Origin of the sequence: Pseudomonas sp. EggHat1 (assembly GCF_014892995.1) — a bacterium.
GTDB classification, from domain to species: Bacteria; Pseudomonadota; Gammaproteobacteria; order Pseudomonadales; family Pseudomonadaceae; genus Aquipseudomonas; species Aquipseudomonas chaetocerotis.
Window position 1 is genome coordinate 62,463 of the sequence record NZ_JACKQK010000011.1, and the last position, 23,399, is coordinate 85,861.

General features: G+C 63.8%; 22 protein-coding genes and 1 riboswitch. Of the genes, 9 read left to right on the forward strand and 13 right to left on the reverse strand.

The window, feature by feature from the left end; all coding sequences use genetic code 11:
• The first annotated feature begins 6 nt into the window (after positions 1 to 6).
• The gene (gene glmS / locus INS93_RS17240; RefSeq protein WP_192984207.1) at positions 7 to 1,857 is read left to right on the forward strand and encodes a glutamine--fructose-6-phosphate transaminase (isomerizing); all 1,851 of its coding nucleotides are present in this window, start codon (positions 7 to 9) and stop codon (positions 1,855 to 1,857) included.
• A 51-nt stretch (positions 1,858 to 1,908) separates the two neighbouring features.
• On the opposite strand, the gene map is transcribed toward glmS, so the two are convergent.
• Both map and INS93_RS17250 read right to left on the reverse strand, forming a co-directional pair.
• Positions 1,909 to 2,688, reverse strand: coding sequence for a type I methionyl aminopeptidase (gene map / locus INS93_RS17245; protein WP_192984209.1), 780 nt, complete (start codon positions 2,686 to 2,688; stop codon positions 1,909 to 1,911).
• Positions 2,685 to 2,897: a ParD-like family protein gene (locus tag INS93_RS17250; RefSeq protein WP_192984212.1), complete on the reverse strand. Its 213-nt coding sequence runs from the start codon at positions 2,895 to 2,897 to the stop codon at positions 2,685 to 2,687. The genes map and INS93_RS17250 overlap by 4 nt, the downstream gene beginning before the upstream one ends.
• Before the next feature lie 175 nt (positions 2,898 to 3,072).
• Between INS93_RS17250 and INS93_RS17255 the strand changes: the two genes are divergently transcribed.
• Entirely contained in the window at positions 3,073 to 3,303 is a 231-nt protein-coding gene (locus tag INS93_RS17255) for a hypothetical protein (RefSeq protein ID WP_192984214.1), read from the forward strand.
• A 221-nt stretch (positions 3,304 to 3,524) separates the two neighbouring features.
• On the opposite strand, the gene cobM is transcribed toward INS93_RS17255, so the two are convergent.
• Positions 3,525 to 4,280, reverse strand: coding sequence for a precorrin-4 C(11)-methyltransferase (gene cobM, locus INS93_RS17260; RefSeq protein WP_192984216.1), 756 nt, complete (start codon positions 4,278 to 4,280; stop codon positions 3,525 to 3,527).
• Positions 4,277 to 4,717 (reverse strand): cobalamin biosynthesis protein, encoded by a 441-nt coding sequence (locus INS93_RS17265; protein WP_192984219.1) that lies wholly within the window; start codon positions 4,715 to 4,717, stop codon positions 4,277 to 4,279. Before INS93_RS17265 ends, cobM begins: the two co-directional genes overlap by 4 nt.
• 86 nt (positions 4,718 to 4,803) lie before the next feature.
• A riboswitch (cobalamin riboswitch) is annotated at positions 4,804 to 5,002 on the forward strand.
• 94 nt (positions 5,003 to 5,096) lie between these two features.
• Between INS93_RS17265 and cobW the strand changes: the two genes are divergently transcribed.
• The 5 genes from cobW (at position 5,097) to cobF (ending at position 12,831) form a co-directional block, all read left to right on the forward strand.
• Positions 5,097 to 6,146, forward strand: a complete 1,050-nt coding sequence (gene cobW, locus INS93_RS17270; RefSeq protein WP_192984221.1) for a cobalamin biosynthesis protein CobW — start codon at positions 5,097 to 5,099, stop codon at positions 6,144 to 6,146.
• A 137-nt stretch (positions 6,147 to 6,283) separates the two neighbouring features.
• Positions 6,284 to 10,030 carry a cobaltochelatase subunit CobN gene (gene cobN, locus INS93_RS17275; RefSeq protein ID WP_192984224.1) on the forward strand — a complete coding sequence of 1,249 codons (3,747 nt, stop codon included), beginning with the start codon at positions 6,284 to 6,286 and terminating at the stop codon, positions 10,028 to 10,030.
• Positions 10,031 to 10,316: 286 nt separating this feature from the next.
• Entirely contained in the window at positions 10,317 to 11,318 is a 1,002-nt protein-coding gene (locus INS93_RS17280; protein ID WP_192984227.1) for an ATP-binding protein, read from the forward strand.
• Positions 11,300 to 12,067 (forward strand): VWA domain-containing protein, encoded by a 768-nt coding sequence (locus INS93_RS17285; RefSeq protein ID WP_319017560.1) that lies wholly within the window; start codon positions 11,300 to 11,302, stop codon positions 12,065 to 12,067. The genes INS93_RS17280 and INS93_RS17285 overlap by 19 nt, the downstream gene beginning before the upstream one ends.
• Positions 12,064 to 12,831, forward strand: coding sequence for a precorrin-6A synthase (deacetylating) (cobF, locus tag INS93_RS17290; RefSeq protein ID WP_192984230.1), 768 nt, complete (start codon positions 12,064 to 12,066; stop codon positions 12,829 to 12,831). Before INS93_RS17285 ends, cobF begins: the two co-directional genes overlap by 4 nt.
• 58 nt (positions 12,832 to 12,889) lie before the next feature.
• Here the strand turns inward: cobF and INS93_RS17295 are convergent, their stop codons facing one another.
• The 4 genes from INS93_RS17295 to INS93_RS17310 all read right to left on the reverse strand — a co-directional run bounded on the left by INS93_RS17295 (position 12,890) and on the right by INS93_RS17310 (position 15,612).
• The gene (locus INS93_RS17295) at positions 12,890 to 13,786 is read right to left on the reverse strand and encodes a nucleotidyl transferase AbiEii/AbiGii toxin family protein (protein WP_192984232.1); all 897 of its coding nucleotides are present in this window, start codon (positions 13,784 to 13,786) and stop codon (positions 12,890 to 12,892) included.
• A complete protein-coding gene (abiEi, locus tag INS93_RS17300) occupies positions 13,773 to 14,342 on the reverse strand; it encodes a type IV toxin-antitoxin system AbiEi family antitoxin (RefSeq protein WP_160018713.1) in 570 nt (189 codons plus the stop codon). Before abiEi ends, INS93_RS17295 begins: the two co-directional genes overlap by 14 nt.
• Before the next feature lie 268 nt (positions 14,343 to 14,610).
• The gene (locus tag INS93_RS17305; RefSeq protein ID WP_192984235.1) at positions 14,611 to 15,069 is read right to left on the reverse strand and encodes a GNAT family N-acetyltransferase; all 459 of its coding nucleotides are present in this window, start codon (positions 15,067 to 15,069) and stop codon (positions 14,611 to 14,613) included.
• A gap of 30 nt (positions 15,070 to 15,099) precedes the next feature.
• Entirely contained in the window at positions 15,100 to 15,612 is a 513-nt protein-coding gene (locus tag INS93_RS17310) for a GNAT family N-acetyltransferase (RefSeq protein WP_192984238.1), read from the reverse strand.
• 391 nt (positions 15,613 to 16,003) lie between these two features.
• On the opposite strand from INS93_RS17310, the gene INS93_RS17315 reads away from it, so the two are divergent.
• A complete protein-coding gene (locus INS93_RS17315) occupies positions 16,004 to 16,441 on the forward strand; it encodes a hypothetical protein (RefSeq protein ID WP_192984240.1) in 438 nt (145 codons plus the stop codon).
• A gap of 48 nt (positions 16,442 to 16,489) precedes the next feature.
• Here INS93_RS17315 and INS93_RS17320 read toward each other — a convergent pair whose 3' ends face one another.
• From INS93_RS17320 to INS93_RS17340, 5 genes are all read right to left on the reverse strand, one after another.
• On the reverse strand, positions 16,490 to 18,634 hold the full coding sequence (locus tag INS93_RS17320; RefSeq protein WP_192984243.1) for a TonB-dependent receptor domain-containing protein: 2,145 nt from the start codon (positions 18,632 to 18,634) through the stop codon (positions 16,490 to 16,492).
• Between the two features lie 119 nt (positions 18,635 to 18,753).
• Complete coding sequence (locus INS93_RS17325) at positions 18,754 to 19,371, reverse strand: FMN-dependent NADH-azoreductase (protein ID WP_192984245.1); 618 nt, start codon at positions 19,369 to 19,371, stop codon at positions 18,754 to 18,756.
• A gap of 26 nt (positions 19,372 to 19,397) precedes the next feature.
• Positions 19,398 to 19,886 (reverse strand): carboxymuconolactone decarboxylase family protein, encoded by a 489-nt coding sequence (locus INS93_RS17330; RefSeq protein ID WP_226945600.1) that lies wholly within the window; start codon positions 19,884 to 19,886, stop codon positions 19,398 to 19,400.
• A gap of 245 nt (positions 19,887 to 20,131) precedes the next feature.
• Positions 20,132 to 21,439, reverse strand: coding sequence for an MFS transporter (locus INS93_RS17335; protein ID WP_192984249.1), 1,308 nt, complete (start codon positions 21,437 to 21,439; stop codon positions 20,132 to 20,134).
• 101 nt (positions 21,440 to 21,540) lie between these two features.
• Complete coding sequence (locus INS93_RS17340; RefSeq protein ID WP_192984251.1) at positions 21,541 to 22,452, reverse strand: LysR family transcriptional regulator; 912 nt, start codon at positions 22,450 to 22,452, stop codon at positions 21,541 to 21,543.
• A gap of 140 nt (positions 22,453 to 22,592) precedes the next feature.
• Between INS93_RS17340 and INS93_RS17345 the strand changes: the two genes are divergently transcribed.
• Entirely contained in the window at positions 22,593 to 23,336 is a 744-nt protein-coding gene (locus tag INS93_RS17345) for an SDR family oxidoreductase (protein ID WP_192984253.1), read from the forward strand.
• Positions 23,337 to 23,399: the final 63 nt, after the last annotated feature.

Consider the following 23,399-nt stretch of genomic DNA (forward strand, 5'->3'; position numbering starts at 1 on the left):
TAAACCATGTGTGGAATCGTCGGCGCTATCGCGGAGCGCAATATCACCCCTGTTCTAGTGGAAGGCCTCAAGCGCCTGGAATACCGCGGCTATGACAGCGCCGGTGTAGCACTGCTGAACGAGCAGGGCGCGCTGGATCGCCGCCGCCGTGTCGGCAAGGTCAGCGAACTGCAGACCGCGCTGCAGGCCGAACCGCTGGCGGGGCGTCTGGGCATCGCCCACACCCGTTGGGCCACGCACGGTGCGCCGAGCGAGCGCAACGCTCACCCACACTTCTCTGGCCATGAGTTGGCCGTGGTGCACAACGGCATCATCGAAAACCATGAAGAGCTGCGCGAGCGCCTCAAGGGCCTGGGCTACGTCTTCACCTCCGATACCGACACCGAAACCATCGTCCACCTGCTCGAGCACAAGCTGCAACAGCTCGGCGATCTCGCTGCCGCGCTCAAGGCCGCGATTCCCGAGTTGCATGGCGCCTATGGCCTGGCGGTGATTAGCGCCAAGCAGCCGGATCGCCTGCTTGCTGCCCGCAGTGGTAGCCCGTTGGTGATCGGCCTGGGCCTGGGTGAAAACTTCCTCGCCTCCGACCAGTTGGCCCTGCGCCAGGTCACCGACCGCTTCATGTACCTGGAAGAAGGGGATATCGCCGAGATTCGCCGCGATGGCGTGCAGATCTGGGACGCCGCCGGCAACCCGGTGCAGCGCGAAGCCGTGCAGTACCACGAAGGCGCCGAAGCTGCGGACAAGGGCGAGTACCGTCACTTCATGCTCAAGGAAATCCACGAGCAGCCCAAGGTGGTGCAACGCACCCTGGAAGGACGTCTGGGTAGCGATCACGTACTGGTGCAGGCCTTTGGCCCACAGGCTGCCGAGCTGTTCGCCAAGGTGAAGAACGTACAAATCGTCGCCTGCGGCACCAGCTACCACGCCGGCATGGTTGCCCGTTACTGGCTGGAAGAGCTGGCCGGCATTCCCTGCCAGGTCGAGGTGGCCAGCGAGTTCCGCTACCGCAAGGTGGTGGTGCAGCCTGATACCCTGTTCGTCAGCGTCTCGCAGTCCGGTGAAACCGCTGACACCCTGGCCGCCCTGCGCAACGCCAAGGAGAAGGCACCGGGGCAGGGCGGCTACCTGGCCAGCCTGGTGATCTGCAACGTCGGCACCAGCTCGCTGGTGCGCGAATCCGACCTGTGCCTGCTGACTCAGGCCGGCCCGGAAATCGGTGTGGCCTCGACCAAGGCCTTCACCACCCAGCTGGTCGGCCTGATGCTGCTGACCCTGGCCCTCGGCCAGGTGCACGGCAGCCTCGACAAGGCGCTGGCTGCCGAACTGGTGGAAGAATTGCGTCGCCTGCCGACCCGTCTGGGCGAAGCGCTGGCCATGGACAAGACCGTGGAGAAGATCGCCGAACTGTTCGCCGAGAAGCACCACAGCCTGTTCCTCGGTCGTGGCGCGCAGTATCCGGTGGCCATGGAAGGCGCGCTCAAACTCAAGGAAATTTCCTACATCCATGCTGAGGCCTATCCGGCCGGTGAGCTCAAGCACGGTCCGCTGGCGCTGGTGGATGCCGACATGCCGGTGGTTACCGTGGCGCCGAACAACGAGCTGCTGGAAAAGCTCAAGTCCAACCTGCAGGAAGTCCGCGCCCGTGGCGGCGAGCTGATCGTCTTCGCCGACCAGCAGGCCGGCATGAGCAATGGTGAGGGCACCCACGTCGTTGCCATGCCGCATATCCATGACCTGCTCGCACCGATCCTCTACACCGTGCCGCTGCAACTGCTGTCGTACTACGTTGCAGTACTCAAGGGTACCGACGTCGATCAGCCGCGTAATCTGGCTAAAAGCGTCACGGTCGAATAAGACAGCTGGCGAAGAAAAGCCCGTCCAGATGGACGGGCTTTTGCGTTTCTATCACGCCGAAATCCTGCTCAGGTGGTGCTCTTCGGGGCGCAGCGTAAGCACGCGAACGCCGTCTCGGGTGACCGCCACGGTGTGTTCGAATTGCGCCGAGAGTTGGCCATCGCGGGTCACCACCGTCCAGCCGTCGCGCAGCGTGCGTACATCCTCCGTTCCCCGGTTGAGCATGGGTTCGATGGTGAAGGTCATGCCTTCGCGCAGCGTCAGGCCGGTGCCGGCTTTGCCCCAGTGCAGCACTTCGGGTGGTTCGTGCATTTCCCGGCCGATGCCGTGGCCGCAGTACTCTTTGACCACCGAGTAGTGATGGGCACGAGCGTGCCGTTCGATGGCATGGCCGATATCGCCGAGACGGGCGCCGGGTTTGACGGCTTCGATGCCTTTGCACATGGCCTCATAGGTGACCTGGGCCAGTTGACGCGCCTGTTCCGATACCTCGCCGATCAGGTAGGTCTTGCTCGAATCGGCGATGTAGCCGTTCTTTTCAAGGGTGATGTCGAAATTCACCAGGTCGCCGTCGCGCAGGATATCGTCGGCGCTGGGGACGCCATGGCACACCACTTCGTTGCGCGACGTGTTCATGGCGTAGGCGAAACCATACTGTCCCTTGCTCGCCGGGCGTGCCTTGAGTTCGCCCACGATGTAGTTATCCACAAGGTCATTGACCTGCAGAGTGGACATGCCCAGCAGATCCAGGCGATCCAGGTAGCCGAACACGGACGCCAGCAACCTGCCGGACTCCGCCATCAGGGCGATCTGTTGCGGCGTCTTGCTCATGAGGCGTCCGCCATTCTTGGCGGAGCCACCACGCCAGCTGCACGCATCTCGGCTGCGATCACTTCGTTGAAGCTCTGCGTCGGATTCATCTCGCAGAGCATGCCGATGCGAATCCAGAAACCCGCCTGTGCATTGATAGAGCGGCCAGACACGCTGCTCGCCCTGCGAATCTGCTCATGCAACTCGTCATCGATGTTGACGATGCCCATGAAAACCTCCTCATATATATTTCGTATATGAATCATATATGACTGCGGGCCTGATATCACTTACCGATTATTAACCGGCAAGGCGTGCACCCCTCATCCATTACACTAGGAGCCGTACCCGCTGCTTACTAAGTGGCAGTCGGGTCACCTGAGTCACGCTGGAACAGGAGAGAGGATGAAGCGTAGCGATGTGAAACGCAGAACGACCGAGGGTGTTGTGTTCGACACCCAGGTCATGGTCAACCCGGCCAATACCGCTGAGTGGATCGTATTTTTCAAGAAGGACGCGGGGCGTAGCTTCTTTCTGGTGGATGAGGCCGATCAGGTCGAGACTTTTGCCAGTCTTGATGAGTTGATGCCGGAACTGCGGGTGCTGGGTATCAAGCGGGTCGAGGTGCAGCTCTGAATAGTTGCTCACAGTTGCCGTGGATCAACATGTGGATATCCTTGTGATACCTGGCTAAAGCCCTTATGGGTAGGGGCTTTCAGCGACTTGTACAGAAACTGCTCGCCTGCATGCCCATTATCCACAGAGTGCTTGGATAACAGGCTTTCTATCCTGTTGATAAGGCTATGTAAGCCTTGTATAGCAAGGCCTTCAGCGCTTTGTACGGTTTCTCGCCAAGCTCAATCAGTGCTGCGGCGGTAGAGATGGTGATGCGCCGCGTCGTACAGCGCCGACTCGGCGAAGGCGCCCGGATCGAGCACGCGGCCGACCAGAATCAGCGCCGTGCGGCGGAAATCCTTGGCGGCGACCTTCGTTTCGATATCGGCCAGGGTGCCCAGTACCCAGTCCTGATCCGGCCAGCTGGCCCTGTGGATAACCGCGATGGGGCAGTCGGCGCCGTAGTGCGGCAGCAGTTCGGCGACGATCGCCGGTAACTGGCGCACGCCGAGGTGGATGGCCATGGTCGCGCGGTGCCGGGCCAGATCATGCAACTGCTCACCCTCTGGCATGGGTGAAGTAGTGCCGTAGCGGGTGAGGATCACGGTCTGGGCGATGCCGGGCAGGGTAAGTTCGGATTCCAGCAACGCCGCGCAGGCGGCAGTGGCGGTGACGCCGGGGATGATCTCGAAAGGGATACTCAGCGCACGCAGCTCGCGAATCTGCTCGCCAATGGCGCCGTACAGCGACGGGTCGCCGGAGTGCACGCGGGCCACGTCCTGGCCATGCTCATGAGCTTGACGCAGCAGCTCGACGATCTCGCCGAGGTTAAGTTCGGCGGTATTGACTACCTGTTCGGCGCTATTACCTGCGATAACTGCCTCGGGCACCAGCGAACCGGCATACAGAATGACCGGGCACGAACGGATCAGGCGCTGGCCCTTGACGGTGATCAGCTCGGGGTCGCCGGGGCCGGCGCCGATAAAATAAACGGTCATGCTGCGGGTTCTCTATCGAAGGTGGCCAGCGCACAGGTGGCGTTGGCCGTGCGGGTTTTCTCGCCCAGTAGTTGGGCTGCCGTGCCCAGTCGAGTGGCCAGGGCCAGGGCGCAGGGTTCAGCTACAGCGGTGCTGCCCGTTATGGATCGGATGAAAGGACTGCCGGCTTTCTCCGGCTGGTGGAGCGTGAGCGCTTCCGGGGTGAAGAATGTCAGCTCCAGATTGAGATGCATGGCCAGTTCATGCAGCCCTGGTTCGTCGCGCTTGTGGGCGATGCTGGCCAATCCAGCGAGGTTATCCACAGTCAGCTCATGTCGGGCCAGGCTGTGGATGAGCAGGGTGAGCAGGTCTTGCCGGGGGCAATCGCGCCTGCAACCAAGCCCGGCTACCACCATGGGCGAGGCGTCAGGGCCGGGGTTCGAGGGGCTTGGCATCATCAAGGGAGCTCATGCTGTGCAGCGGCGTAGCTCACCATGGTGCATCCCACCGGTCAACCGCGATTGACCGGCCGCTGCGGCCTGCGTAGCCTTCTCGCTTTCGAGGTTCTTCCCGGCACGCGGCTGGGGAGCTAAGAGGGAACAGGGTCGATGCCCTGGCTGCCCCCGCAACTGTGAACGGTCTTAAACCCTTCGATACACCACTGCCGTAGGGCGGGAAGGTGAAGGACGCGCGCAACGCGCAGACCGTGAGCCAGGAGACCTGCCTCGATTGACCAGCCAACTGCTCGGACGGGGTGATCCGACGCGGCCAGCGCGCCCTTGCGTGCCCGCCTGCGCGTACCCGTCCGCCGAACTTACCGACGCCACGGGGCCATCCATGAAAACCCTCGCCAAACTGCCTGTCACCATCGTCACCGGTTTTCTCGGTGCCGGCAAAACCACCCTGCTGCGTCACCTGTTGGCCAATGCCGGCGGCCGCCGTATCGCGGTGATCGTCAACGAGTTCGGCGAGCTGGGCATCGATGGCGAGATCCTCAAGCAATGCTCCATCGGCTGCAGCGAGGAGGAGGCCAACGGCCGCGTCTTCGAGCTGGCCAATGGCTGCCTGTGCTGCACCGTGCAGGAAGAGTTCTTCCCGGTGATGCGCGAGCTGGTGGCGCGCCGTGGCGACCTCGACCATATCCTTATCGAGACCAGCGGCCTGGCGCTGCCCAAGCCGTTGGTGCAGGCCTTTAACTGGCCGGAAATCCGCAACGCCTGCACGGTCGATGCGGTGATCACCGTGGTCGACAGCCCGGCGGTGATCGCCGGTACCTTCGCCGCCTTCCCTGATCAGGTGGATGAGCAGCGCAAGCTCGATCCCAATCTGGATCACGAATCGCCGCTGCACGAGCTGTTCGCCGACCAACTGGCCAGCGCCGACCTGGTGATCCTCAACAAGGCCGATCTGCTCGACGCCGAGGCGCTGGCCGCGGTGCGCGCCGAGGTGGCCGAGGAGCTGCCGCCGGCAGTCAAGGTGATCGAGGCGCACGGTGGCGAGCTGCCGCTGGACGTGCTGCTGGGGCTGAACAGCGAAACCGAGCTGCATATCGACAGCCGCCGCACCCATCACGACGATGAAGACGACGACCACGATCATGAGGAATTCGACTCGTTCCACGTGGAACTACCCGAAGCCGAAGAGGCGCGCCTGCTGGCTGCGTTGAAGGATGCGGTGGCCAAGTACGGCATCTTGCGGGTGAAGGGCTTCGCTGCCATCCCCGGCAAGCCGATGCGTCTGCTGGTGCAAGGTGTTGGCCAGCGCTTCGACCGCCACTTCGACCGTGCCTGGCAGGCCGACGAGCCGCGAGTGAGTCGTCTGGTGGTGATCGGCCAGCAGCTCGACCGAGCGGCCATCGAGGCCGAGCTGAAAGCGGCGCTGGCCTGATACGGAACGTAGGGCGTACTCGCGTAGCAGTACGCCTTGTGGACGTGTGCGCTGGCGGTGGACTGTTCGCTTCGCTCCTGAGTCCACCCTACGGCGCTACCACCAGTCGCGGCTAAAGCTCCTCCCACGGAACGAACATGCACCTATTGCGTACCCAGCCCGGCGCCCAACTGCCGGCCGACAGCATCGCCGACCTTGGCCAGACGCCTGCCGAGCTGGTGATCCTGTGCACGGGTGATTCGCATCTCTCCCTGCTGGCCGAAGCCGCCCGGCAACTGCCGGACGACTACCCCAGCCTGCGCCTGGCTAGCCCGGCGCAGCTGAGCAACAACGCCTCGGTGGACTACTACGTCGAGCAGGTGCTGCAGCATGCCAAAGTCATCCTGATTTCGGTGCATGGCGGGGTCAGCTACTGGCGCTATGGCGTCGAACGCCTGGTTGAGCTGGGTGCGCGCGGCGCCACTGTGATCATGGTGCCGGGCGACGACAAGCCCGACCCGGAGCTGAATGCGCTCGGCAACGTCGGTGAGGAAGACAGCCAGCGCCTCTGGCAGTACCTGCGCCAGGGGGGGCTGGATAACGCCAGTCAATTGTTCCGCTGCATCGGCAGCCGCTGGCTGGGCCGCGCTGACAGCTGGCAGGAGCCGCAGCCACTGCCACGCGTCAGCCTCTATCACCCGCAGCACAGCCCGGCCGCGCTGGCTGACTGGCAGCTGCAATGGCAACCCGGCGCGCCTGTGGTGGCGCTGCTGTTCTACCGCAACCATGTGCAGTCGGCGAACACGGCCTTCGTCGATGCCTTCTGCGATCACCTCGTCGCTCAGGGACTCAACCCGCTACCCATCGCCGTGGCCAGCCTCAAGGAGTCGGCCTGCCTGGATCAGGTACAGGCCTGGCTGGACGAGACGAGCGCCGCGCTGATCATCAACACCACCGGCTTCGCTCTATCCAACCCCGAGGCGCCGCAGGCACGGGTGTTCCGCCGCGATATTCCGGTGCTGCAGGCCATCTGCTCGCTGGACAACCAAGCGCAATGGCAGGCCAGCGCCCAGGGCCTGGGCTCGCGCGACCTGGCCATGCACGTGGTGCTGCCCGAGCTGGATGGTAGGCTGATCGGCACTGCCATCAGCTTCAAGGGCCTGGCCTGGCGCAGCGAGCGGAGCCAGAGTGACGTGGTGTGCTACCAGGCACACGAATCGGGTATGGCCTTCGTCGCCGAACTGGCGAGTAATTGGTGTCATTTGGCGATTAAAGGTAACGATCAGAAGCGAATAGGTCTGATCCTGGCCAACTACCCGACTCGCGATGGCCGCATTGGCAACGGCGTGGGTCTGGATACGCCCGCCGCCGCGCTGAACATCCTCCGTGCGCTGCAGGTACAGGGCTATCCGGTGGATAACCTGCCGGGTAGCGGCACCGAACTTGTCCACAGCCTGCTCGGCGGCGTCACCAACGACCTCGACGGCCTGGATTCGCGGCCCTGCGCGCAAAGCCTGGCGCTGGACGACTACCTGAGGTTTTTCCACAGACTGCCTGAGCAGAATCAGCAGGCAGTGCGCGAGCGCTGGGGCGAGCCGCAGGCCGATCCAATGTTCCGCAGCGGGCGGATGATGGTCGCCGGCCTGCGCTTCGGCCTGACCTTCGTCGGCATCCAGCCGGCGCGCGGTTACCAGATCGACCCGGCGGCGGTGTACCACGACCCGGATCTGGTGCCGCCGCATGGTTACATCGCCTTCTACGCCTGGCTGCGTGCGGCGTTCGCCGCCGATGCGCTGATCCACGTCGGCAAGCATGGCAATCTGGAATGGCTGCCGGGCAAGAGCGTCGGCCTGTCCGAGAACTGTTGGCCGCAGGCGCTGATCGGGCCGCTACCCAATGTCTACCCGTTTATCGTCAACGACCCTGGCGAGGGTGCCCAGGCCAAGCGGCGCTCCCAGGCGGTGATCATTGATCACCTGATGCCGCCTTTGACCCGTGCTGAGAGCTACGGCCCGCTGCGCGACCTGGAGCGACTGGCCGACGAGTACTTTGAGGCCAGCCAGCTCGACCTGCGCCGCGCCGTCGAGCTGCGCGGCGAGATCCTGGCCAAGGTGCGCGAGGCCAGTCTCGACCGCGAGCTGGGCCTGCAACTCAACGATGACGGCGACAGCTGGCTGCCGCAGCTCGATGCTTACCTGTGCGACCTCAAGGAATCGCAGATCCGCGACGGCCTGCATGTGTTCGGCGAGTCGCCTGCTGGCCAGTTACGCCGTGACACCCTGCTGGCGCTGCTGCGCATCCCCCGTGGCGATGGCCAGGGCGCCAATGCCAGCTTGCTGCGCGCGTTGGCGCGTGGCCTGGAGCTGGGCCTCGACCCGCTGGATTGCGACATGGGCCAGCCCTGGGAGGGGCTGCGTCCACAGGCATTGCAGTCTGTGGATAACAGTCTGTGGCGCAGCGTCGGCGATACCCGCGAGCGCCTGGAGCTGCTGGCGCTGAGGTTGATCGAGCAGCGCCTGGCCGGCGAGTGCATCAGCGATTTCGGCGACGAGGTAGCGCTGATTCTCGATGGGCTGACCGAGCATATCGCGCCTTTGCTGGATGCCTGCGGCGATGCCGAAATGGGTGGCTTGCTCGCCGCGCTGGCAGGGCGTTTCGTGCCCGCCGGGCCGAGCGGCGCACCGAGCCGTGGGCGCCTCGACGTGCTGCCCACCGGGCGCAACTTCTTTACCGTCGACGTGCGCCACCTGCCCACGCCCACCGCCTGGCGCCTCGGCGTGCAGGCGGCTGACCGTCTGCTGGAGCGCCATCTGCAGGACGAGGGCGACCACCTGCGCCAGCTCGGCCTGTCGGTGTGGGGCACGGCGACCATGCGTACCGGCGGCGACGACATCGCCCAGGCCCTGGCGCTGATGGGCGTGCGCCCGGTATGGCAGCCGGGCAGCCAGCGCGTCGAGCGCTTCGAGGTATTGCCGCTGGAGCAGCTCGGCCGCCCACGGGTAGACGTCACCCTGCGCGTCTCTGGCTTCTTCCGCGATGCCTTCAGCAACCTGATTCGCCTGTTTGACGAGGCCGTGCAGGCGGTGATCGAGCTGGATGAGCCGGAAGACATGAATCCGCTGTCGGCGCGGGTCTGGCGTGAGTCGCTGGCATTGAAGGACAGCGGCCTTGATGAAGGCGAAGCGCGGCGTCAGGCTGGCTGGCGGGTGTTCGGCGCCAAACCGGGCGCCTATGGCGCCGGGGTGCAGAACGCCATCGAGGAGCGCCTATGGCAGAGCCGCGCCGATCTGGCCGAGGTCTACCTCAACTGGGGTGGCTACGCCTACGGCAGCGGCGCCGAGGGTACGCCTGCGCGGCAACGCTTCATCGAGCGGCTGGAGCAGATGCAGGCGGTGCTGCACAACCAGGACAACCGCGAGCACGACATCCTCGACTCCAACGACTACTACCAGTTTCAGGGCGGCATGCTGGCGGCGGTGGAGACCCTGCGCGGGCTCAAGGTGGCCAGCTACTTTGGTGACAACAGCCAGCCGGATACGCCGCGCATTCGCACCCTGAAGGAAGAACTCAATCGCGTGGTGCGGGCACGCGCCGCCAATCCCAAATGGATCGAGGGCATGAAGCGCCATGGCTACAAGGGTGCCTTCGAGCTAGCCGCGACCATCGACTACCTGTTCGCCTTCGACGCCACCAGCGAGCTGGTCGATGACCACCAGTACGCGCTGCTGACCGATGCCTACCTGCTCGATAGGGATACCCGCGACTTCATCCAGCAGCACAACCCAGGCGCGCTCAACGATATCCTCGAACGCCTGCTGGAAGCCCAGCAGCGCGGCCTGTGGGAGAATCCCGGGCAATACCGCGAAGCCCTGGAGAACCTGCTGCTCGATAGCGAGGAATCATGAAACGACGCGCTCTCGTAGGGTGGGTTAACCGCCTGGCGCGGTTGCCAGCCAACTCGCTGAAGCGGGTGCGGCGTAACCCACCATTGGCGTCACACGACATATCGCCTGGTGGGTTACGCGGCGCGCCGAGTTTTTCTGCAGATGTAAGGCCGGCGTTATGCGCCGCTAACCCACCCTACGGGTGCAGCGTGCCCATTGTGGGAGGCGCTTCAGCGGCGACATGCTCGCGGCTAAAGCCCCTCCCACAAAAGCCAGGTGCGACCGCTCAACTCCACGGATCACTGCCATGACCGAGCATCATTTCCCCCTCGCCGCCGTGGTCGGCGCCGATTCGCTGAAGCTGGCGCTGTGCCTGGCGGCCATCGACCCGGCCATTGGCGGCGTGCTGATCGAAGGCCCGCGTGGCATGGCCAAGTCCACGCTGGCTCGTGGCCTGGCCGATCTGCTCGACGGTGGGCGCTTCGTCACCCTGCCGCTGGGGGCGAGCGAGGAGCGCATCGTTGGCACCCTGGATCTGGATGCGGCCCTCGGCGAGGGCCGCGCGCAGTTTTCCCCTGGCCTGCTGGCTCGTGCCGATGGCGGCGTGTTGTATGTGGATGAGGTCAACCTGCTGCCCGATCATCTGGTCGATCTGCTGCTCGATGCCGCCGCCAGCGGGGTCAACCACGTCGAGCGCGACGGCATCTCCCATCGCCACGCCGCGCGCTTCGTGCTGATCGGCACCATGAACGTCGAAGAGGGCGAGTTGCGCCCGCAACTGCTCGACCGCTTCGGCCTCAACCTGGCTCTGGATGGCCAGCCGCAGCCGGCTGAGCGCGCCGAGATCGTGCGCCGTCGCCTGGCCTTCGATGCTGATCCCGCCGCCTTTCTGCAACGCTGGCAGGGCGAGCAGGACGCCCTGGCCGAACGTTGCCGCAATGCCCGCCAGCGCCTGGCCGGTATCCCGCTGGATGACGCAACGCTGGGCGAGATCAGCCAACGATGCTTCGCCGCCAGCGTCGATGGCCTGCGCGCCGATCTGGTCTGGCTGCGCGCTGCCCGTGCCCATGCGGCCTGGCGTGGCGCGGCGGCTATCGAGCCTGTGGATATCGATGCGGTGGAGGACTTTGTCCTGCGCCATCGCTGTCGCCAGTCGCAACCGCCTGCTGCCACGCCGCCCGAGCAGAGCCAGGCGCCGCAACAGGCGAAGGAACAGAGCCAGGGTGAAGGCCAGTGGGGCGAGCTGCCGGCGCAGCCGCAGGCCATGGGTGAGCGGCGGGTGCCGCCGCGCTGGCCAAAAAAGCCCTGAGCATCCGCCCGCGCACAGCCACTGGCGCGGATGCCCGTAACCGGCCCGGACGACTCGGCGGCGGCCATCGCGGCGCTGCCCGTGCTGGCGTGCACGGTCGTATCGACTGGGCGGCGACCCTGCGCCAGGGCCGACCGCAACGCCGCGAACAGTTGGTACTGCGCCCGCGCAGCCAGCAGGCTGAGGAACTCTGGCTGGTGCTGGTCGATGCTTCTGCCTCGACCCGGCGCCATGGTGCGCTGAGCCGGGCCAAGGGCGTGCTCACCGAAGTGTTCGACAGCGCCTATCGCCAGCGTGTGCGCCTGGCCGTGCTGCAGGCTGGTGGCCGCGAAGCGCAATGGTTGTGGCAGGGGCGCAAGGCCAGCGCCGAGCTGCATCGCTGGTTGCACGAGTTGGGCGCAGGAGGCGGCACGCCGCTGCTCGACGCGCTGAATCAGGCCGGCGACTGGCTGCTGCGCCGCCAGCGCGCGAAACCGAACGAGCGCCAGCGCCTGCTGATCCTGACCGATGGCCGTTTGCGTGATCTTCCAGCGTTGGCGCCGCTGCCGTGTCCGACCCTGCTGCTCGACACCGAACGCGCGCCCATCCGCCTGGGCCGTGCCCGCCAGCTGGCGCAGGCGCTACAGGCCGAGTACCACCATATCGATGATCTACTGCCTGTAGGAGCCGCGGGGGCGCCTAGCCTCGCGGGTGATGATCGCCGGCAAGCCGGCTCCTACGGGTTGTCCGTTACCTGGAGAACCCCATGAAAACCCTGCTGCTGGTCGGTATCGGTGCCGGCGACCCGGACTACATCACCTACCAGGCGATCAAGGCGCTGCGCCGCAGCGATGTGATCTTCCTGATGGACAAGGGCGCGGCCAAGCACAAGCTCAACGCCTTGCGCCGGGAGATCTGCGCGCGCTTTCTCGATGGCCGCACGCCGCGTTTCGCCGAAGGCCAGCAGCCGGAACGTGAACGCGATGCTGCCGACTACCGCGCCAGCGTCGATGAACTCAACCGTGACAAGCAGGCGGTGTTCGAGCAACTGCTCGACGAGCAGATGGCCGATGGCGAGACGGCAGCCTTCATGGTCTGGGGCGACCCGTCGCTGTATGACAGCAGCATCCGCATCATCGAAGCCATCGCCGCGCGCCGTAGTGATTTCACCTACGACGTCATCCCAGGCATCACCAGCCTGCAGGCGCTGACCGCGCGTCACCGCATCCCGCTCAACAGCATCGGCCGCGCCGTGGAAATCACCACCGGCCGCCTGCTCGCCGAAGGCTGGCCGCAGGGCGTGGACAGCGTGGCGGTGATGCTCGACGCCAAGGACACCTACCGCCGCTTCGTCGGCCACGGCCTGCATATCTACTGGGGGGCCTACGTCGGCACCGCCGATGAAATCCTCATCGCCGGCCCGCTGGACGCAGTGGCTGAACACATCGCCACCACCCGCGCCGAGGCGCGCGAGCGCAATGGGTGGATCATGGACAGTTATCTGCTGCGCAAAGAGGGTGTGGCGGAGGCGTAACATGAGGCGCGGTGAAGAAGAGCGCTGTCCTCCCTACGCCTGTGCAAGAGCAGCCCGCTTACATCATGAAGTGGCTGGAATCCTCTGCGGGGTCGAGGCTGTTTTGCGCGCGGCGTATCAAGCGGGGAACCTCGTCGATCAGATAAGCCCAGAATCTGTCGTCGTTCACCGTCTGTTCAACGAGTTGGATTGGCAGGAAACGCTGCATTTCGCTGCGAAAATCCGTCTTCACCTGCGGGTCGTTGATCAGCGTAGCTGAGCGCTGCGCAGCTTTTTCCAGGAAGTCGCGAGTTTGCACCCGGTGGTCGTTGAGTTTGTCGGGCAGCAACTGCAGGGCTGGTTCTATCTTTTGCTGTTTCAGCCAGAGCAGATCCCAGAGGTCGCGGCTCTTGATCCGCCCCTGCCTCAGAACGAATGCCAGGATCTTGTCGACATGGATTTCCTCGAGTGCTTCTGCGTTGAGGATCAGGCCTTGGGTGCCCATGTCCACGCCATAGGGGTTGAGTAGCGCTCTGGGCGTGCTGATGTAGCTCGGGATGGCGCAGATATCGATATGGATGCGTTGGGCTGGCAGGTTGCGTGCGTCAGGACGTGTCTGCACCTTCAGCTTCCAGGTATCAACGTTGCCGGACTCCTTGCTCGGTTCGCTGACGTCTACACGCAGGCTGTATTTCGCCTGCAACTTTTGGATCAGTGCTTCACTCATCTGGGCGAAGTCGTCCCGGTTGAAATCGGCGCCACCCGTGAAGTCCAGATCCTCGCTCAGGCGATTGGAGCCATAGCAAGCCCGCAGGCAGGTTCCGCCGATAAAGCAGAGCTTCTCGAGCAGGCCGGCCTCGCTCAACACCAGCATGATGTCGTGATGCAGCAGTTCCTTTTCTACCACGACGCGCAGGTTGGCCAGGTCAGGCAGGTTGCCGATGGCCTGGTCTACCAGTTGGTCAAACAAGCTCATTGGCGATGCTCCAGTCGATCAGGTCGAGATTCCTTTTCGCCGCCTTCATGTCGCGGATGGCCAGCGCAGGCTTGGCTCGCCACATTCGGCATTTGCTGTCGTAATCGAGCTGTCCCGAGAGCGCTTCGGCTTTCTGCGCGGTGTGAACGAATTCGATGGTGCCCCACGAACCGCATTTGATCAGGCTGCTGCGGCCCGACGACATCAGCGTGATCCAGTTCATCGGTATCTGCGAAATGATGCCCGTGTCGCTCAGCGCCGTTTCCAGGCTTATGTAGTTGAATTCATGTGCGCGCAGGCGCGCCGCAGCATGAAACAGCAACAGGCCGGTTGTCGGTTTGGCTGGCCGATAGAAGTAGAGGCCACGGCAGATGCGCTCCAGCTTGCCGTCCCTGGCAGCCCGGCTGAGCAATGCGCGGTAGGCCTCGGCGGAAATGTCCGGAACCAGAGCGCGCATATCCGAAGGCGTGAACAGGTAGCGTTCGGCATTCGCCAAGCTGCTCAGGCCGTCATGGAGGCGGCGTATGGGCTGGACTGTTTCGCGGCGTTGACTCATCGGAATAACTCAACGGTAAGTGACGATAAGTGTAACTTACTGTTGAGTTTTCGCAATGAGACAAGTCCTGATGAGACGACGGATACCACCTCTTGGTCCGGCCAGTGCTTGCGAATCTACCGAGGCGTCTACGTTGGTACGGCCTATGAAATGTTCATCACTGGTTCAAATGCCTTGCCTCAGTTTGCTGCGCAAGAACGGTTCGGCGCAGGGATGACGTTAGGACGGTGGACAAGAAGAGCGTTGTCCACCCTATGTACTCGTGTTTTCAGTAAGTCTTCAGCGATTTTTCCATCACGACAGTGCGTTCCGCACCGTGGAGCTCATCGCGAATTTTCCGATAGCCCAGGCTGGCGTAAAAGCCTTCTGCGGTCAGTGATGACGGCACCAGCAGCGTGGGCGTCCCGGCGTTCTGCGCTTCGGCATGGATCGTCTCCATTAGCTTGCGACCCACTCCGCTGCCCTGATGGTCGGGCTCGACGAAGACCGTTCTGACAACATCGCCGTCGAGGCTGGCGGTGGCGATCAGATCGTCGTGCATCAAGGCGACGAAAACCTTGCGCTTGTTGAGCAATACAGCCATAGCTTCGGGTGTGAAGCTTTTCTCTACCTGGGCGATCACCTCGGGTGGATAGTCCTGAGCGTTCGACTCGCGTAACGCGGTGATCACGATACGGCTGATCGCCGCCGCATCCTCTTTCGTCGCAAGCCTGATCATGCAGTCCATGCTGTTCTCGCTCTGTTGTCGTTCAACGACTCAATTGGGGTTTTCCAAGTCGCTGATTTCTTCCCGATAAATCCGCATACCACGCGCCTGATAGTTGGCCAGGGCCGCCGGATGATCGAAGGTGCAGGTGTGTACCCAAACGCGCTCAGTCCCCGGCCATTGCCAGGCCGATTGAATGGCATGGCTAAGTAGTGGGCCACCGAAGCCGCGGTCGAGAAACTGTGGAGCCAGGCCGAAGTAACGAATCTCCGTATTGTGGCTGTCAGGACGGAATAGCTCGTAGTAACCGGCGATGGCGCCACGGTGATAGGCGACCCAGGTACGGTGTGCTTCGTTTTCCACCATGGTGCGCCACTGTGCGTCGCTCCAGTCGTCCAGGTCACCCCATTCCCAGGTCGAGCCGACCAGTTGATAGAGGAAGCGGTTGAGCGCCGGTTGCGGCTCTTCGCACTCAATGATCTGCAGGTCGCTGCGCTGAGGTTTGACGCGCAGTTGCTCGGTGCTGGTCATCTCCAGGTAGTAGGTGGTGTAGGGCTGGCTCATCACGAACCTCACAGGTAAAGCCCGACTATAACCCGGAGGCTGACGTGCCCAGGTCATCAAGGGTGGACAAGAAGAGTCTTGTCTACCCTATGCGCTAGTCCACAAGCGGCGCTGCTGATTAAACCGACCGAACAGTGTCCGGATATGGTCGCTCGCTTGGATAGGCAGTGATGCCTATGGCTATCCGTGATTGATGTGGTCGAATTGCAGGCGTCACTCCAGGCAAAAGGCTGCCGTTGTTAGGCAATACCTTGCCGTTCTTCGTCAATCAGTTGAATGCGTACGAGGCTAGCCCTCTGTTGTCCCTCGGGGTGGCTGGGTGAACAGTTTTGCTTGGCGCGAGTCTTGCCTCAGGTGATCTTGTCAATAACGTGCAGGAGGCATGGTTTCGATGAGAGTCGATGCAGGAACAAGCTACCCATACGTGAGTCAGCGCCAGCAAACTTCCGCCAATCATTCAGTTGCTACGCCCTCTTTGGCCGCTCAATCTGCCACTCAGATTGATGGCACCAAACAGAGTGATTTCACCAGCATGACCCGCCAGGAAATGCGTGATTGGGTCAATACTCAAATCAGCAACGGGGAAATGTCACTTGATGACAGTCGGCCCTTCATGGCTATGACCATGAAAATTCCGGTAGGCAGCCTCAGTGGCGAGATACCTGCCGAACGTGATGGCGCGCGTCACGATTTCACGCAGAAGATTCGAGACGGCATCGAGGGCGCACAATCGCGTAATGACGGAGCGACTCAGAGAATGCTGGAATCCGCTTTGCAAATCATCCAGCGGTCTCAGGGGCAGGTCAGCAGGGTGGATGTGCGGGCCTAGGTACAAGGGATCGGTTTACCGACCCCTTTCGCGAGGCTCAAGTCCACCTCACAGCCAACTCCAGGAAACCCCCGTATACACCCCAAACCCTTCCCCGGGCGTGGAGCGCGCCACGTCTGCGCCGTTGTCGTCATAGCCCGGCGTCACGGTGGCGGCATAGCGCTTGTCGGTCAGGTTGCGCAGGTCGAGCCAGGTTTGCCAGTCGTCCTTGGGTGAGGCGTAGCCGAGGGTGGCGCCGAAGGTGGCGTAGGCATCGGCGTAGTAGGAGTTGGCATAGTCCACCGCGACCCTGGAGGCGTACTGAGTATTCACGCCGGCATAGAAGCCGCTCGGGTGGTCGTAGCGCAGTTCGGCCTGGTAGTAGTGGCGTGGCAGGCCAGGCAGGCGGTTGTCGCCGAAGGCATCGTCGTCGCGGTAATGGAAGTCGCTGAAGGTGTAGGCCTGGCGCAGGCTCAGGACGCCAGCGGCGCCACCTTGCCACAGCGGGCTGGTCAGGCCGGCTTCGATGCCCTGGTGCACGGTGGGGCTGGCGTTGGATTCGGCGAAGACGTTGGGCTCGATCTCGACGGTGAGCAGTTCATGGCGTACCTGCGAGTAGTAGTAGGTCAGCTCCCACTGGCCCAGTGCGGAATCGCCGCGCCCGCCGACCTCGAAGGTGGTGGCGGTCTGGTTATCCAGGCTGATGGCGGCGCGCTGGCGCGCGGCATAGGGCTGCGTGGTGGTGCTGGAAAATCGCAGTGGAGAACTCCAGAGCATCGACCAGGCATGTGGCGGTTCTACCGAGCGGCTGATATTGCCGAATAGCTGCACATCGGGATTGAGCTGGTAGCGCAGGCCGATACGTGGCGCGTAGTCCCAGGTGCTTTCGTCGAGCTTGTCGTCGTTGGCTGGCCAGGTCACCTGCACGTCGCGGCGGGTATGGATCAGCGCCAGGCCGCTGGTCAGCCACAGGTCAGGCGTCAGCTCCAGCTCGTTACCGATATGCAGCACGCTGTCTGAACCCAGGTGCTCGTAGGCGCGCATCAGGGTGCCGGCCGGATAGGGCGTGCCGTTGACGTTGATCGGCAACGCTGCGGTCTCTTTCGCTTTGCTGCTCGGCAGGTTGGTGGTGGTGCGCCAGCCGATGGTGGTGCTGCTGTTGAGCCCGAACAGGGTATGCCGGCGCGTGTAATTCAGGCTGCCACTGACGTCGCTATAGTCCACGCGGATACGGTAGGCGCCGCCTCGGTAGGCGGTCTCGGTGATATCCATGGGGTAGTGGTGATAGGCCAGGCCGGCGACCAGGGTGGAGTCGTCGTCGATGCGCCAGGTGGTCTTGTTGGCCAGCCAGGTGCTGCCGGGCTGGTCACGGTGGGCGTCGATGCGCAGGTTGGCCGCAGCGGCCTGGCGTGGGTCGTCCTTGAGCTGGGCCTTGCTCAGGCGGCCCGGCGTTTCGTGCTCGGTTTCGCGGTAGCGCAGGTAGAAGCGCGTCTCCAGATTCTCGTTGAGCCGATAGCCGAAGTTGGCGGCCACGCCTTTGCCCTTGCCCGATGAGTGATCCTGATAGCCATCGGTGTGGCTGTCGGTGAGGGCGAGGTAATAGTCGAAATCGCCCAGCACCTGACCGGAAGCGATGTTGCGTTTCTGGTAACCGTAGCTGCCGGTTTCATAGCGCAGTTGCAGCTTGGGCGCGGTGTAGCCGGTGTGGGTGATGTAGTCGATGGCGCCGCCCAGAGCCAGCGAGCCGCGATCGAAGCCATTGGCGCCACGCAGCACGTCAGCGCGACTTATCCACAGGGGTTCCAGCAGCTCATAGGGTGTGCCGCCAGAGCCGGTCAGCGGCAGGCCGTCGAGCAGGATATGGGTGCCGGAGGCATGCGAGCCGGGGCCACGGTTGATGCCCGAGCCGCGCACGCTGATCTTGACGCCCTCGTTGCCGGGCGACTGCGCGTAGACGCCCGGCTGGTAGGCCAGCACGTCGGCGACGCCGGCCACGCGGCCCTGCTCGACCTTGTCCATGTCCACCAGGTTGGTGGCGCCGGGGACCTGTTTCAGCGCTTCCTGCGCGGTCTCGATTTCGCTCAGCGGTGCGCCGCTGATTTGCATGGCGTCCAGTTGCATGGGCTGCTGAGCCAGGGCGATTGGCGCTGCCAGGCAGTTTAAGGTCAGCAGGGCCAGGCGGGCCGGTCGAGCGTATAGCGGCTGGGGCAACATGCGAAGGTTCCATTGAGCGGGCTACGAGTCTGTCTGATGGATGACGCAGGCGATTCGTCACCATCGCCCGCCACCCTACAGAATCCTTCGCTCAGATGCCTGGCGTGTTGCCAGCCGTTTCACTCGGCAGCGAAAAACGCGGCTACCTGTGACTGCGCCACGGCGCGGGCTTCCAGCAGGGCCTGCTCACCTCTGGCGGTACCCTCCACACAGAAGAAGTGCATGTTCCTGAGGCCCACCGTGGCCAGGGCCGCCTGCAGGTAGGGGCGCAGGAAGTCTGGCTGCCGCGCCTGCTCGCCGTTGATCAGCCCGCCTGAGGCCAATGCCACGTACACCGGGCGATCACGTAGCAGGCCAACCTTGCCTTGCGGTGTGCCGTTGAATGTCATGCGAATCCGCACGATGTGATCGACCCAGGCCTTGAGTGTCGAGGGGACGGTGTAGTTGTGCATGGGGGTGGCGATCAGCAGCACATCTGCTTCGTCGAGCTGACGGATCAGCTCGGCGGAGCGGCGCAGGGCGCTGCCGGGCTCTGTCTGGTCACTGTCAGAGGGAGACGCCAGAGCCATGGCATAGTCCCGATCGACATGTTGCAGATCGTTGAGGTCGACGTCCTGCACTGCCAGTGAGTGCCGGCCAGCGAGGCCGTCGAGCACCAGGTGAGACAGACGCAGGCTTTCTGATTCAGCGCCACGCGTGCTGCTGATCAGGCGCAGCACGCGGATAGATGCAGGCATGGGCGTAACCTCTCTGAGATCGTGCTTCAGGCCAGGTCAGCCTTGTCCAGGCCGAACTGCTTGTCGGCGGAGCCCGGCACGTTACGGAAGGCCACGCTCAGGCGATTCCAGCCATTGATGGCGACCACCAGGAAGCTCAGGTCCGACAGTTCCTGCTCGGAGAACTGCTCGCGTACGCTGGCGTAGATGGCGTCGGACACGCCATGCGGCGACAGCTGGGTCAGGGCTTCGGTCCACTCCAGTGCGGCGCGCTCCTGCGCGGAGAACAGCGGCGATTCGCGCCAGACGGCGACATGGTGCAGGCGCAGCTCGCGCTCGCCATGGATCTTCGCTTCCTTGACGTGCATGTCGACGCAGAAGGCGCAGCCATTGATCTGCGAGGCACGCAGCATGACCAGATGAGCCAGCGGCGCGAGGAATGGGCTGCGGGTCAGCAGCATGGAGAATTCGGCGTACTTGCCGGAGGCCTTGGGAGAGAGTGCAAAGTAGTCGAGGCGCTGGCTCATGGTCATCATCCGTATGCGAGTTGAGAAGAAACCGATGCCCCTCTGCAACTGGCAGAACCACTGCGGCACGGTGAGGACGAATGTACGCAGCAGTGGCCTAGCCACATAGATCCATTTTCGCGGATTTTTATTGATCCACTTTGCGCAACGGTCCTATTCGCTGCCTGGCCATCAATGACGGCCAGCGCCCGCCGAGTGGCAGCAGGTAGGCTGCGGCCTGTGCGCCGCAGCCTTGAGTCAAGCGTGGAGAGGTCTCAGGCCGGTTGATAGTTCAGCGGCCGCCTCGACGACTCGGGCAGTGCCAGGCCCCCCGCCAGGGCCAGCAGGGCGATGACGATCAGGTAGTAGGCCGGCGACATGCGATTGCCGGTTGCCTCGATCAGCCAGGTGGCGATCAGCGGCGCGGTGCCGCCGAAGATCGTGTAGGCCAGGTTGTAGGTGAACGCCGAGGCGGTGTAGCGCACGCGGGTGGGGAACTGCTCGGACAGCAGCACGGCGGTTACCACGCCGCAGATCACTGCACCGACGGCCAGCAGCATGGCGCCCAGGGCTGAAGCCAGCAGGGTGCCCGAGGCGGCCAGGGTAAAGGCCGGATATACCGCGACAATCAGCGCCACCCCGGCAGTCAGGATGGTGCGGCGGCGGCCAACGCGATCCGAGTAGCGACCAACGAAAGGGCACAGCAGGGCGGCGAAGAACAGCGCGATCAGGCTGGCCAGCAAAGCCACCGGCCGTGCTGCGCCACCGACCACCTGCATGTAGGTGGTCAGGTAAGTGGTGAACATGTAGAACGACAGCGCCGTGGCGGAGATGAATGCCGACAGGCAGAGCACGGTGCCGCCGTGCTCGCGCAAGGTTTCGCGCAGCGGCGAATGTTCCGGATGAGGCTGCGCCGTCAGGGCCTGGAAGGCCGGTGATTCGTCCAGGCGCAAGCGCATGTACAAGCCGACTAGGCCCAGCGGTGCGGCGATCAGGAAGGGTACGCGCCAGCCCCAGGCCTGTATCTGCGCTTCATCCAGCCACAAGCCCATGCCGAACACCAGCCCGGCCGCGCAGGCGAACGCCATGAAGGTCGAGACTGGTACGAAGCTGCCATAACGCGCCTTCTGCTCGGTGGGCGCGTGCTCCATCACGAAGGCGCAGGCGCCGGCATACTCGCCACCGGCGGAGAAACCCTGCAGGCAACGCGCCAGCGCCAGCAGCAGCGGGGCGAACAGGCCGATGCTGGCGAAGGTCGGTAGCAGGCCGATCAGCGTGGTGGCGCCGGCCATCAGCAGCACCGTGATCGACAGCACGCGCTTGCGTCCGATGCGATCGCCAAGAATACCGAAGACGATGCCACCGAGCGGGCGCAGGGCAAACGACACGGCAAACACGGCGAAGGTCTGCAGCAGCGCCAGGGTCGGATTGCCCGGCGGGAAGAACAGCGAGGCGATGGTCACGGCGAGAAAACCGTAGACGGCGAAGTCGAACCACTCGACGAAATTGCCGATGGCCGAGGCGGCGATCACCTTGTGCAAGGTGGCCGGGCTGACCTGCTGGCCTGTGTTGATAGCATTCATGCGACGCTCCTGATCCCTGATTTAGACGGCTTCAGGCAGGTTACGGAGCGATGGCCGGGGCGGGCGCTTCGCAGGCGACAGCGGCGTTGCCGTGAGCGACCTCAGCCCTGGGGAAACTGCGCCGGATCGGAAAAGCAGGCGCGCAGGTGATCGAACACCAGGCGTACACGCGGTGGCACGGGACCTTGCTGTGGGCGGTAGATGAACAGCTGCCAGGGATCGGGCGCCTGCTCCGTCAGCACCGCCTGCAGGTGGCCGCTTTGCAGGTACGGCTGCGCCAGGTAGGCAGGCAACTGGCCGTAGGCCAGGCCGGCAAGCACGGCTTCCAGCTCGGCTTCGGGGTCGTCACACACCAGCGCGGGCGCGGGCGGGTGCAGGCTGGGGCCGTGGGCGAATGTCCATGGCCAGGGACGGCCGTTCTTGCGGTCGATCAGCACCGACAGCGGCCGTTGCTGCAACTCGTCGAGATCGCGCGGCGCGCCGCTGGCAGCGATCAGTTCCGGCGTGGCCACCACCTGCAGGGGCACGGGTGCCAGGGCGCGAGCGACGTAGCGGCTGTCACGCAGGAAGCCGACGCGGATGCCGATGTCGATCTGCGCTTCCACCGCGTCGGTGATCTCGTCCTCCAGGCGCAGGTTCAGTACCAGCTGTGGGTGCTGCTTGAGCAAGGGCTGCAGGAACGCCACCAGAAAGCGCTTGCCGATGGCCTGCGGCGCGGTGATACCGATGCGCCCGGCGATGGCCGATTCGGCATCGGCGCGGTGGCCGCGAAACAGCGCGTCGAAATCCTCCAGCATCTGCCGGGCGCGCACCGCATAGGCCTCGCCGAAAGCGGTGATATGCACCTGGCGGGTGTTGCGGTGGAAGAGAATCTCGCCGAGCTCCTCCTCCAGCGCCTTGATCGCGCGAGTCACCGCCTGCGGGGAAACCCCCAGGCGAGTTGCTGCCTCGCGGAAGTTGCTGCAGTCGGCCGCGCTGCAGAAGATGCGGATCATCTCCATGCGATTGAGCATGTCGGGGCGCCTCTGTATTCCAGAATGTGGAATAGCCTAATCCAAACTCTTCCATTCATTGAAACTGAAATCACCTCTAACGTGAGCCCATGTCCGGCGTACGGCACGGACACTCCAACGAATCGAGAGAGGGCTTACCCATGAGCAACAACATTTCCGGCAAGGTCGTGGTTATCACCGGCGCCAGCAGCGGCCTGGGCGAAGCCACCGCGCGTCACCTCAGCCAACTGGGCGCCAAGGTGGTGTTGGCGGCGCGGCGCAAGGAGCGTCTCGAGCAGCTTGTCAGCGAGCTGGCTGCCGCTGGCGGCGAGGCCGTGGCCTACCAGACCGACGTGACCCGCGCCGATGAGGTCAAGGCGCTGATCCAGGGCGCACTGGACACCTTCGGCCGCGTCGATGTGCTGGTCAACAACGCCGGGCTGATGGCCATCGCGCCACTGAGCGACGTGCGCGTCGAGGAGTGGGAGCGCATGATCGACATCAACATCAAGGGCGTGCTCTACGGCATCGCTGCTGCACTGCCGGTGTTCCAGCAGCAGAACGCCGGGCACTTCATCAATATCGCTTCGGTGGCCGGGATCAAGGTGTTCAGCCCCGGTGGTACCGTTTACAGCGGCACCAAGTTCGCCGTGCGCGCCATCTCCGAAGGTTTGCGTCACGAAGTGGGCGGCAGCATCCGCACCACCACCATCGAGCCGGGCGCGGTGGACTCCGAGCTGAAGTTTGGCAGTGCCCACCAGCAGAGCCGCGACTTCGTCGTCGACTTCTACAAGCAGGCGATTCCGGCTGAGTCGGTGGCGCGCGCCATCGCCTACGCCATCGAACAGCCGGCCGACGTCGACATCAACGAGATCGTCCTGCGCCCGACCGTGCAGGAGTTCTGATTCACCGCTGCTGCGGCAGGCGCTTGCGATGCTGGCCTTCACAGGCCAGCATGCGAGCGCCTT

Excerpts from the sequence above, each read along its gene's own strand:
- INS93_RS17305 (WP_192984235.1), bottom strand. The coding sequence starts at position 15,069 with ATGGACTGCATGATCAGGCTTGCGACGAAAGAGGATGCGGCGGCGATC.
- INS93_RS17345 (WP_192984253.1), top strand. The coding sequence starts at position 22,593 with ATGAGCAACAACATTTCCGGCAAGGTCGTGGTTATCACCGGCGCCAGC.
- INS93_RS17325 (WP_192984245.1), bottom strand. The coding sequence starts at position 19,371 with ATGCCTGCATCTATCCGCGTGCTGCGCCTGATCAGCAGCACGCGTGGC.
- abiEi (WP_160018713.1), bottom strand. The coding sequence starts at position 14,342 with ATGAGTCAACGCCGCGAAACAGTCCAGCCCATACGCCGCCTCCATGAC.
- INS93_RS17250 (WP_192984212.1), bottom strand. The coding sequence starts at position 2,897 with ATGGGCATCGTCAACATCGATGACGAGTTGCATGAGCAGATTCGCAGG.
- INS93_RS17310 (WP_192984238.1), bottom strand. The coding sequence starts at position 15,612 with ATGAGCCAGCCCTACACCACCTACTACCTGGAGATGACCAGCACCGAG.
- cobW (WP_192984221.1), top strand. The coding sequence starts at position 5,097 with ATGAAAACCCTCGCCAAACTGCCTGTCACCATCGTCACCGGTTTTCTC.
- INS93_RS17315 (WP_192984240.1), top strand. The coding sequence starts at position 16,004 with ATGAGAGTCGATGCAGGAACAAGCTACCCATACGTGAGTCAGCGCCAG.
- cobN (WP_192984224.1), top strand. The coding sequence starts at position 6,284 with ATGCACCTATTGCGTACCCAGCCCGGCGCCCAACTGCCGGCCGACAGC.
- INS93_RS17295 (WP_192984232.1), bottom strand. The coding sequence starts at position 13,786 with ATGAGCTTGTTTGACCAACTGGTAGACCAGGCCATCGGCAACCTGCCT.
- cobM (WP_192984216.1), bottom strand. The coding sequence starts at position 4,280 with ATGACCGTTTATTTTATCGGCGCCGGCCCCGGCGACCCCGAGCTGATC.
- INS93_RS17280 (WP_192984227.1), top strand. The coding sequence starts at position 10,317 with ATGACCGAGCATCATTTCCCCCTCGCCGCCGTGGTCGGCGCCGATTCG.
- INS93_RS17340 (WP_192984251.1), bottom strand. The coding sequence starts at position 22,452 with ATGCTCAATCGCATGGAGATGATCCGCATCTTCTGCAGCGCGGCCGAC.
- INS93_RS17330 (WP_226945600.1), bottom strand. The coding sequence starts at position 19,886 with ATGATGACCATGAGCCAGCGCCTCGACTACTTTGCACTCTCTCCCAAG.
- glmS (WP_192984207.1), top strand. The coding sequence starts at position 7 with ATGTGTGGAATCGTCGGCGCTATCGCGGAGCGCAATATCACCCCTGTT.
- INS93_RS17265 (WP_192984219.1), bottom strand. The coding sequence starts at position 4,717 with ATGATGCCAAGCCCCTCGAACCCCGGCCCTGACGCCTCGCCCATGGTG.
- INS93_RS17335 (WP_192984249.1), bottom strand. The coding sequence starts at position 21,439 with ATGAATGCTATCAACACAGGCCAGCAGGTCAGCCCGGCCACCTTGCAC.
- cobF (WP_192984230.1), top strand. The coding sequence starts at position 12,064 with ATGAAAACCCTGCTGCTGGTCGGTATCGGTGCCGGCGACCCGGACTAC.
- INS93_RS17255 (WP_192984214.1), top strand. The coding sequence starts at position 3,073 with ATGAAGCGTAGCGATGTGAAACGCAGAACGACCGAGGGTGTTGTGTTC.
- INS93_RS17320 (WP_192984243.1), bottom strand. The coding sequence starts at position 18,634 with ATGTTGCCCCAGCCGCTATACGCTCGACCGGCCCGCCTGGCCCTGCTG.
- map (WP_192984209.1), bottom strand. The coding sequence starts at position 2,688 with ATGAGCAAGACGCCGCAACAGATCGCCCTGATGGCGGAGTCCGGCAGG.